We start from the raw sequence: 9,793 nt of genomic DNA on the forward strand, positions 1-9,793 counted from the left end.
GGTTTAGGCATAGGGCTACGAGAGGGAGTGAATGTAGCTGATCAGATCGTAGGTTTTAGGTTTAGTTCCAATGAATTACGCAACAAAGCCTTCCATTCATAATCATTGGCAGGAAGGCCTTCGCTAAGGTCTGAGTCGAAATATCGAGTAAAAATGCAAATGTTTTTTTCATTCCCCTGTGTTTCGATTGTCAGTTTTGTCTTTATTTTCAAAATTATATACAATAGGACTAGCGAGCGTGACTGCAAAATCGTGGTTATAGGATAGTTAGAAAATATGATAATGAATTTAATCTATGGTCTAATTTCATTGTAAATGTAAGAAGTCACGCTGTCTTTGAAAGTTGACCAACTAAAACAGCATGACTGGGGGTTCTTTGTTTAGGAATGAATACTAATTCCTGAATACAGCTCGCTCATCGTTAAAGAATCAAAAAACAACGTAAAAAATCACGTTCTTTCCCTATGAATAATATTTAATTTTCGAAAACACACCTAAATACGAACACTCTTCAGAAACTCCACAGAAAAAATTAAATCATACACCAACCAAGCCATTCAAATCGGACTAAAACAATGGGTATTTAGGACTTAACATCTTATTTATTAGAATCTTAAATAATAACAAATAGAAGACAACACATCGGATTTGTTATTTATAAATATCAAATTACTATCTCGCCGCTCAATAATTTCTAACCAAAAAATAAACAATAAAAAGGTATTAACATGTCTATAACTTTTCAAGGTAACCCCGTTTCAATCTCAGGTCTATTTCCTAAACCTAATCAAGTAGCACCAAGTTTTACTCTCTGCGACAAAGAATTAAATAGCCTAACCTTAGAAAGCCTAAAAGGGAAAAATGTCTTATTAAATATTTTCCCTAGCATTGACACCCCAGTTTGTGCTGCAAGCGTTCGTACATTTAACGAGAAAGCCGCTAATTTAAACAATACAATCGTATTATGTGTTTCTGCTGATCTACCCTTTGCTATGAATCGTTTTTGTGGTGCAGAAGGCATTGATAATGTAACAACCGCTTCTTTCTTCAGAGAGTCATCATTCACTGAAAACTACGGTGTAAACTTAAATGAAGGTGCGCTTGAAGGATTAGCTGCGAGAGCTGTTATCGTTATCGGTCAAGATGGTATAGTCAAACATAGCGAATTGGTTTCTGAAATTACTACTGAACCAAACTATGAATCTGCGCTAGCGGTTTTATCATAATCATGCGTAAACTACTTATTGTTGCTGCCACCCTTTATTCAATAAACGCCTTCGCAAAGTTTGAAACTACTGAAGACGATGCTGGATTTGGAGAGACACAAGTCGTCACACTTGATAACACCACAAAGTTTGATCTGATTGGTACACCATTAGAAGTAGGCGATTTATTGCCTTCGGCTAAGATGTTGACTTCAGATTTAGAAAGCTATGATACTAGTGCGCAAAGTAAATCGATAAAAATTTATAGCATATTGACATCTGTTGATACACCTGTTTGTGTTCAACAAGCTATTGAGCTTTCTCAATACATAGAAAGCAACCATCACAAACTTCAAGACATTGAATTTTATGCAGTCAGTGCAGATACTCCTTTTACTCAACAGCGGTTCATTAGAGAGCATTCTCTTGACGGAGCGACATATCTTTCTGACTCTTCGGAACATAAGTTTGGCCTCAATACAGGAACTCAAATTAAGCAGTTAGGCTTACTTAGTCGAAGTATTATTGTAGTGGGTATGAATAACCAAGTCATTTATACCCAAAGAGTACCTGAACTTACAACTATCCCTAGTTTAGAACGAGCAGTGAAAGTTGCGTTAGAAAACCGCTAGACTCCGGAAATATATAAGGGGCATTAGCCTCTTATATATTAACCTAATTCCAATTATATAAATAACAATCAATAATGAAAACCATAAAAAAACAAAATATATTTATAGGGTTGTTAATCCTGGTATCATTAGGTGCTCTTAAACTAAAAGAATCATCTATATTAGAAGCATTAGTAGAAGAAATTTTAATTGAAAATTATATAATAAAATCAAAATACAACATGGCACTCCATCATTTCATTAAATAATATCAACTTAGTTACAACTGCCTCTCTCCAATAGTACACCGATGCAATCCCATAGATTAGTCAAGTAGAGTCGATATCATTATACATACGAACTCACAAGAGGAAGGCATCAACGCATCTCAATGAAACCAGACACATAAATGGAAGTAACTGTGCTGATTTAAGTATACCTTTCAAAGTTCTCGTTAAAAAACAAAGCAAAATTGCCCTCAACGCCTATAATCAATTCTTATTATAAACTCGAGTTCATACTATTTTACTAGTTGTTGTCTATTGAATAATTTGGTAAGTTTGTAATATTTCATTTAAAAACAACACCAAGTATAGGTATGCAGCTATCTATGTGGGATTTTAGACCTCATGAACACTCTCAACTTCGAAATAAAATATCAGGTGAAGAAAAGAGACTAACAAAAACAGAAAGCCAGTTATTATTGCTCTTACTGTCGAATAACCATCGAGTCGTAACTAAATCTGAAATTCACAAAAAAATTTGGCCGGGGAAATTTGTTTCAGATGCCAGTATCACACACGCCATTGCATCATTACGTTTAGCTTTGAATGATACAGTGGAAGCACAATGTATCATTCGAACCGTACCTAAAGCCGGTTACTTTGTCGCTTATAATAAAATAGCTCTAGTTTTAACTAACCAAGCCCAACCCGAGACTAGGCGACCTGATAAGGTAGTGGCTTTTAAGCTTAAGTGTTCTTGGCAAGCTGGCGTAATAGTTTTATTAGTCAGCATGAACTGTTTACTGTTTTGGTTTTTGTTCATACCTTCACAAAGCGAACCTAAACTGAACATGTCAAGGTTGAACTCTCAAACTAACACCTTTACGATCAAGAACAACGATTTTCATAGTCAACAACTCTTAGAACAGCTGATTAGGCACCCTACTTTAAACAATGTGAATTTTTATATTGCTTCAAATAAAACTAGGATTTATGTAAGTTGCATTCACCAGAATGCATCATCACCTTACGGCCAAAGCATCAACTTTTCCATTGATGTTAAGCGCGCTATAGAGGGGATTAGCAATGATATTGTACAAAAATGCCAATAAACACTATTTGCTTAGCGTTGTCTTTTTACTTGCCTTGTTGCCTATTCAAATTTTTCTCAATGCATCGTTTATTCCTAGTTTTGCTCAAAACGTTAATACCCAAATAAGTAAAACAGTTCTGACTTACGGTGAGCAAATGGGAGATAAGAAATACAGAAAAATCGACTATCACTTAAAACCTTATCTATGGAACCGATTTCTATTAATGGCTTCTATCCATTTCGACAATGGAAAAAAACTGGACACACAATTTCTTATTACCTTTTGGCCGAAATCCATTTATTCCATAAAATATATAAATCAACTGGTTAACACTCCAGAAACAGAATATTTTGATTTACCAGAGCAACATGCGCTCTTTGATGGCGGCGAAGAAAATTTTCAAACTTTGTTAGAAACCTCCCACCAATATTGTTACATCCAACTGTCGAACAACTCAGTTCAATGTGTCAATATATCTGAAAATAAAGAAAAAATTGACGTCAATGACAAGAAAACAACATAGCATGTGGATATTTAATCCAACCCTTAGGCGCCAGCTAACTAACCAAAGTAATGGGGAGAGCAAAAAATTGCACTCTACAGATTGCAAAATTTTAGAGCTTTTATGTCAAAATCAAGGCGAAACCGTTTTAAAAAGTACCCTAATCGACGTGGCTTGGCCAGGGCGAGTCGTCTCGCAAGCTAGTTTAACTCAGTCTATAGCCCACCTACGTATAGCTTTAGGTGACAATGGCCGACAACAAAATATTATAAAAACAGTCCCAAAGCATGGTTATTTACTGGTAAGCAACATAATAAGCCTTGAGGTGCCAATAGTTCTTGAACAAAACAACTCATCAACACCTAGTTCAGAAATAATCCCAGACACTCTCCAACCTCAAGACCATGAGAAGACCAGTCTATCGGCCCATCTACAATACCTTCAAAGATTCATTCTATTGACTCTCTCACTGTTATTTTTAGTTAGTCTCACTTGGTTAACGCGGATCATATATTACAATAGCACCACAGATCGTATTCAATGGAACCAGCGTGAACATTTGGGCGTAACGTACTATTTTACTGATACTAAAAATGGAGATAAACGTTTCAATGACCTCAAAGGGAGATACTCAAGTGACTTACGTATGCTCTATATTTCTGAAAACCCTGAGCAACTCTATGTATCGTGTGTTTATCAACCTAATAATTTACATGAACACAACACAATGAATTTTAGTTTTTCCCGAGACTATTCAATCGAGCAAGTAAGAGAGGAAATTAATGAACAATGTCGGTAAAGCCATTATTTTTCTGGTCTTGGCAAATATACTCGTCATTACGTTTATCTCATGGATAAATACCCTTAATCATCCTCTATTCTTAGATGGTCGAAACAACATCATGTTATTTTCTCATGGTCGTACATATAAAAAATTTGAAGTCGACTCCTTCAAAGAAGTAATTACCGTAGATCATCTGTGGGGAGGAGTTCACGATGCGCATTGTAGCTTATTATCCGAAGGCGAAAACAAAGCCCTCAACATCTATTACTCCGTTTATTTCTGGGGTGCAGACCTCTTTTCGACAACCAACGCGCTACGTAGCGCAAACTACACTCCCTCAACAGAACTTGATTTCACTGAAGCACACTTGATTGAGAATTCATCGGAACAATTTTTCCAGACCTTATACCAAGATAAGTATATTTTCTGTTATTCCAGTTTATTGACCGGCAGTGTCCAGTGTATCACGGCCGATTAATTAGAGTAATCAATCTAAATCATCAACAGATTTAGTTATAACTAAATGTGTTGATTATAAACATATAAATATCAATGACTTAATTTATTCATTTAAAATCAATCTAATGACGAGTAATTTAAATTTCGGATTTGTTTATTAGTGTTCTTAAGGGTTTATGGACATAGTACTAGCAAATAGGACATGTTTGAGAAACGTAATACTCATGATCAGAAAAAGAGAACCTTTAAAGATTACTGCACTCTTGTTAGAAGGAAGCCCAATCACAGCAATTTCGGGACCAATCGAAATGCTGACAATTGCTTCAAGGCAAGCAGGATTACCAGCGCCACAGGTCAGTTATGTATCAGTCACAGGGGGGCCGACTCAATTCTTAGGGGGGCTAACAATTAACAGTAGTACGCATTGGGAATCCGTCGAACATACCGACATTTTAATAATAGGTGCTTGTGGTGACATAAATAAGGGGTCTTATGTCTTACCCAAAGAGGTTAAATATTGGCTAAAAAAACAAATTACGCAGTGTGAATTTGTTCTCTCTTTATGTACGGGGACATTTCTTCTGGCTGAACTTGGGGTTTTAAACAAACGAAGCGCAACTACACATTGGGTATATGCTGAAGATTTTCGAAATCAATTCCCCCAAGTAAAATTCAAACCACACTTGAAAATAACTCATGAAGACCGATATATTTGCACCTCCAGCATTAAAGAATACTTTGCTGCAACAATTTTGTTAATTGATGCTTTGTTAGGCACGGCCCAAAGAATTAAATGTGAACAGTACTTAGGAGGTGATGTTTCAAAAATTAAGCGAATTTGTTTAACGAGCTTTGCTCAATACCATCAACATAGCGACAGTTTGATTGATCGGTTACAAGAGTGGATGCACAATGAAGACCCAAGCAGGCTATCTGTCGCTATGTGTGCAGAGAAAAGTTTTTTGAGTGAAAGGCAAATGAAACGTCGCTTCAAAGCAGCAACTGGCGAATCTCCAATGAACTACATACAACGTATTAGAGTGGTATTAGCGAGAGACAAGCTGGACACTACCAGCTTAAACATAGAACAAATATCCCAGCAAGTTGGTTACAGTGACACAAACCATTTTAGGTCGCTGTTTAAAAAATTTTACGACATGACGCCCACAGAATATCGCAAAACGACACAGGCTTGTGAGATTTAAGCACCTTAATTCTAACTGGACCTAAGCCCTTAGCTAAAAAGGGAGTTATTCACTTGGATTGAAATGATTAACCCAATAATAAAGCTGGTATCTCTCCGGCTTTGAGCTCCACAGCCTTCATCAATTCAACTTTAAGAAAGTTGATGTCTCTCCGCCTACGCTTGTATCTGCAAGCGTTCAACGACAAACCACAAGGGAAAGAAAAGCGAAACAAAAACAAAGTCGACTAATTTACCTGCAAGAAATAAACGATGACGATCTTGGTGAGTCAAATGCGTATTGATTATAAAATTCAGGGCGAGTAATCATGTGGATAAAAAGTGGCAACTAACATTCACTAGATACACTGTTAGCTCGTAAACCGTAAAAAGTTCAGCCTTAGGTTCAATCTGACAAACATCGCTTAAAAAATAATGACTGCCAGATTAGGCCCAAGCAACTACTTTTGATGTGACATTTTTGCCACTCAGACAAATACTATTGAGAGAGTTTTTCTAAGACAGGGGTTATGGACCGATGAAGCTCACTGGACTCATATGCACCAGCTAATAATTTACTCGGATAAGCAATTGAATGGCTTAATACCTCACCAATATTGTTAATATGAATACGCTTATCAGCCACACAAGCACTCAAACATGTTCTAATAAATTGTTGGGATGTATCAAGCTCAAGCAAGCGTGCGCATCGCAGCGCTTCTTTGGTTCTTTCATAAAGCATTTCTTCAGATAACACGATTTACCCCTTCTCCATTCAATAGCATAACAATATGAAACTCTTCGCTTTTCCTCATCGCAGCAAGGAAAAGGCTCTCTCTCATTTCTCTTTGAATTATATTGTCGCTAATTACATACTTCGTCAAAACGTCAATCGCTTGTTGCTCGTTAATGTCTTCCTGACTAACTATCGCTGACAAGACACTTTTCGATAGATTTGACGAAATATCAAAATTTAGTTCTTTTGCCTTTACAATCATCGCTTTTATAACTTTGTTTTTTTGAGCTCTGATAGTACATATCTTCAGCTCATGCTTATCAAATGCATATCCAATGTCATCTAACAGTTGGCTCAATTCTTGATACACTTTACATTCCTCTAGTTCATTGTTCTTGTTCCTCATATGTTAACGTTATATGTTTAAAATAAAACAGTGAAACCAATTGCACCAACAAAACAAACCAACCAAATATCATGTAGTTATAAAAATAACACCATTATTACGTCCATAAGATCAGATATATATGTCCTATTTGGTTACTATATTGGTAATGATAGCGATCTATTTACATTGATAGAACTAGCATATTAAAATGAAATTCATTAGAAAAAGACATATACCCTAAGCATTCAAGACTTTTAGTTTCACGGTTAACATATAAACCATTGATTTAGTATGGCTATTTTTATTCTAGCTTAACCTATGGTTGAAGTTGCTTATTTTATTTTTCATGTGCGGGTGGATAATAACGCACAGAATCTAAAAAAAGGAACTGAAAATGTTATATGCACAACCAGGAACTGAAAATTCGATTGTCGATTTCAAGCCGCAGTATCAAAACTTCATAGGAGGGGCATGGGTAGCACCGAAACATGGAAAATATTTTACTAATACCTCCCCAATCAACCATTCTGTAATTTGTGAAATTCCAGCTTCGACTCAAGAAGACATCGATTTGGCAGTTAATTTTGCGCACAATGCGAAAAATGACTGGGCTTCAACATCAGTCACTGAGCGTTCAAACATATTATTAAAGATAGCTGAGCGTATTGAGAACAACCTTGAGATGCTTGCTATTACTGAAACATGGGACAATGGGAAACCTATTCGCGAGACTCTCGCCGCTGATATTCCACTCGTTGTCGACCATTTCCGCTATTTTGCTGGATGCATTAGAGCTCAAGAAGGTTCCGCTGCGGAACTAGATTCACAAACCATGACCTACCACTTCCCAGAACCTGTTGGTGTTGTAGGACAAATTATCCCATGGAACTTCCCACTCTTAATGGCCGCTTGGAAGCTGGCACCCGCGCTGGCTGCTGGCTGCTGCGTAGTATTAAAACCAGCGGAACAAACTCCTGCATCAATCTTAGTATTGATGGAGCTCATCGAAGATCTAGTCCCTGCCGGTGTAATCAATGTCGTAAATGGCTATGGTTCAGAAGCAGGTCAAGCACTTGCTACACATAAAAAGATTGCTAAAGTAGCCTTTACTGGCTCTACAGAAGTTGGACAGCATATTCTGAAGTGTGCCGCTGAGAACCTAATTCCGTCAACAGTCGAGCTAGGTGGTAAATCTCCAAATATTTTTATGGCTGATATATTTGATCACGAAGACAGTTACCTTGATAAGTGTATCGAAGGTGTCTTGTTAGCTTTTTTCAATCAAGGTGAAGTCTGCACGTGTCCTTCTCGAGTTTTGATTCATGAATCAATTTACGATCGCTTCATTTCACGTTTGCAAACTCGCATGAAAACGATCCAACAAGGAAACCCACTCGATACCGACACACAAGTTGGTTCACAGGTGTCACAAGAGCAATTTGACAAAATTCGCAAATACATAGCTCTTGGTCATGAAGAAGGTGCCGAATTACTTATTGGTGGTAACAGCAATGAAGACAATGGTTACTTTGTCGAGCCTACCCTCTTCAAAGGAACTAACGATATGCGTATTTTCCAAGAAGAGATTTTTGGCCCAGTCGTTGCTGTTACTACATTTAAGGACACTGAAGAAGCTCTGGCAATCGCCAACGATACTGAGTATGGCTTAGGTGCTGGAGTATGGACACGTGACAACAATCTGATTTCACATATGGCGAAAAATATACAAGCTGGGCGAATTTGGGTTAACTGCTACCATGCTTACCCTGCTCACGCTGCGTTTGGCGGCTATAAAAAGTCCGGGATTGGTAGAGAAACACACAAAATGATGCTAGACCACTACCAGAACACCAAAAATATCATCGTTAGCCACAGTGTTAATCCTTTAGGCTTCTTTTAAAAATTAAGCTAATTGTCTGCCCGAAAACCTAATGGGCAGACAAACATTTGGTTCATTATATTTATGGTCTAAGCCATGCCCATTTCCTTGACCCCTTTACAATGCAAGACTGAAAAAATATCCGCCTTCTTAGAAGGCAATTTCGCTTTATCATCCCTAGAAAGGGGCTTCCGCGCTATCAATTCTTCAATAACTACAGTTGTTGCTCATACTCTATGTCCTGCTTATCTTGGTGTCGTACATATCGGCGAATGACTTTTTCATTCACACCGACCGTATCTACAAAATACCCTCTAGCCCAAAAGTGATTTCCCCATAGTCTCGGCTTTGTTGCGTAATTCATTGGAACTAAACCTACGATCTGATCAGCTACATTCACTCCCTCTTGTAGCCCTATACCTAAACCTCGTTATAAAACAACCAACTGGAAGCAAAATACAATCAATAACTCATTAACCGCGGTTCTTTGACCTTTTGGATTGATGAAGAAGCGATAAGTGGCTGGACGCAAAGCAAACAGAATAAGCGCGGGAGGCCACGTCGGTTCAGTGATTTAGCTATTACGACAGCACTCATGGTGAAACGAGTTTTTTCTATGCCACTGAGAGCGCTGCAAGGTTTTATCAACTCGATATTTAGGTTAGCCCATGTGCCGTTAAGTTGTCCGCATTACACCTGCATCAGTCGTAGAGCCAAGCAAGTTGAGG

10 protein-coding genes and 2 pseudogenes are annotated in these 9,793 nt (G+C 37.6%); 9 read left to right on the forward strand and 3 right to left on the reverse strand.

Annotation, left to right across the window (positions count from 1 at the left end):
• The first annotated feature begins 728 nt into the window (after positions 1-728).
• From tpx to AB6C75_RS21740, 7 genes are all read left to right on the forward strand, one after another.
• A complete protein-coding gene (gene tpx / locus AB6C75_RS21710; protein ID WP_017100137.1) occupies positions 729-1,226 on the forward strand; it encodes a thiol peroxidase in 498 nt (165 codons plus the stop codon).
• A gap of 2 nt (positions 1,227-1,228) precedes the next feature.
• Positions 1,229-1,837 carry a redoxin family protein gene (locus AB6C75_RS21715; RefSeq protein ID WP_017098654.1) on the forward strand — a complete coding sequence of 203 codons (609 nt, stop codon included), beginning with the start codon at positions 1,229-1,231 and terminating at the stop codon, positions 1,835-1,837.
• Positions 1,838-2,414: 577 nt separating this feature from the next.
• Entirely contained in the window at positions 2,415-3,152 is a 738-nt protein-coding gene (locus tag AB6C75_RS21720; RefSeq protein WP_241810843.1) for a helix-turn-helix domain-containing protein, read from the forward strand.
• On the forward strand, positions 3,127-3,657 hold the full coding sequence (locus AB6C75_RS21725; RefSeq protein ID WP_017098656.1) for a hypothetical protein: 531 nt from the start codon (positions 3,127-3,129) through the stop codon (positions 3,655-3,657). The genes AB6C75_RS21720 and AB6C75_RS21725 overlap by 26 nt, the downstream gene beginning before the upstream one ends.
• Entirely contained in the window at positions 3,638-4,435 is a 798-nt protein-coding gene (locus tag AB6C75_RS21730) for a winged helix-turn-helix domain-containing protein (RefSeq protein WP_017098657.1), read from the forward strand. Before AB6C75_RS21725 ends, AB6C75_RS21730 begins: the two co-directional genes overlap by 20 nt.
• On the forward strand, positions 4,419-4,898 hold the full coding sequence (locus tag AB6C75_RS21735; RefSeq protein ID WP_017098658.1) for a hypothetical protein: 480 nt from the start codon (positions 4,419-4,421) through the stop codon (positions 4,896-4,898). The genes AB6C75_RS21730 and AB6C75_RS21735 overlap by 17 nt, the downstream gene beginning before the upstream one ends.
• A gap of 157 nt (positions 4,899-5,055) precedes the next feature.
• Positions 5,056-6,084 carry a GlxA family transcriptional regulator gene (locus tag AB6C75_RS21740; RefSeq protein WP_372109223.1) on the forward strand — a complete coding sequence of 343 codons (1,029 nt, stop codon included), beginning with the start codon at positions 5,056-5,058 and terminating at the stop codon, positions 6,082-6,084.
• Between the two features lie 477 nt (positions 6,085-6,561).
• On the opposite strand, the gene AB6C75_RS21745 is transcribed toward AB6C75_RS21740, so the two are convergent.
• Together AB6C75_RS21745 and AB6C75_RS21750 are read right to left on the reverse strand one after the other, a co-directional pair.
• Positions 6,562-6,819 carry a hypothetical protein gene (locus tag AB6C75_RS21745; RefSeq protein WP_017098660.1) on the reverse strand — a complete coding sequence of 86 codons (258 nt, stop codon included), beginning with the start codon at positions 6,817-6,819 and terminating at the stop codon, positions 6,562-6,564.
• Positions 6,809-7,204, reverse strand: a complete 396-nt coding sequence (locus AB6C75_RS21750; protein ID WP_017098661.1) for a hypothetical protein — start codon at positions 7,202-7,204, stop codon at positions 6,809-6,811. Before AB6C75_RS21750 ends, AB6C75_RS21745 begins: the two co-directional genes overlap by 11 nt.
• A gap of 376 nt (positions 7,205-7,580) precedes the next feature.
• On the opposite strand from AB6C75_RS21750, the gene AB6C75_RS21755 reads away from it, so the two are divergent.
• On the forward strand, positions 7,581-9,086 hold the full coding sequence (locus tag AB6C75_RS21755; protein ID WP_017098662.1) for an aldehyde dehydrogenase family protein: 1,506 nt from the start codon (positions 7,581-7,583) through the stop codon (positions 9,084-9,086).
• 193 nt (positions 9,087-9,279) lie between these two features.
• Here AB6C75_RS21755 and AB6C75_RS21760 read toward each other — a convergent pair.
• Positions 9,280-9,414: pseudogene (locus AB6C75_RS21760) on the reverse strand (transposase); the annotation flags it as partial.
• A gap of 67 nt (positions 9,415-9,481) precedes the next feature.
• Here AB6C75_RS21760 and AB6C75_RS21765 point away from each other — a divergent pair.
• A pseudogene (locus tag AB6C75_RS21765) lies at positions 9,482-9,793 on the forward strand (transposase); the annotation flags it as partial.

The organism is Vibrio sp. 10N.237.312.B06, from assembly GCF_041464685.1.
Taxonomy (GTDB): domain Bacteria; phylum Pseudomonadota; class Gammaproteobacteria; order Enterobacterales; family Vibrionaceae; genus Vibrio; species Vibrio tasmaniensis_A.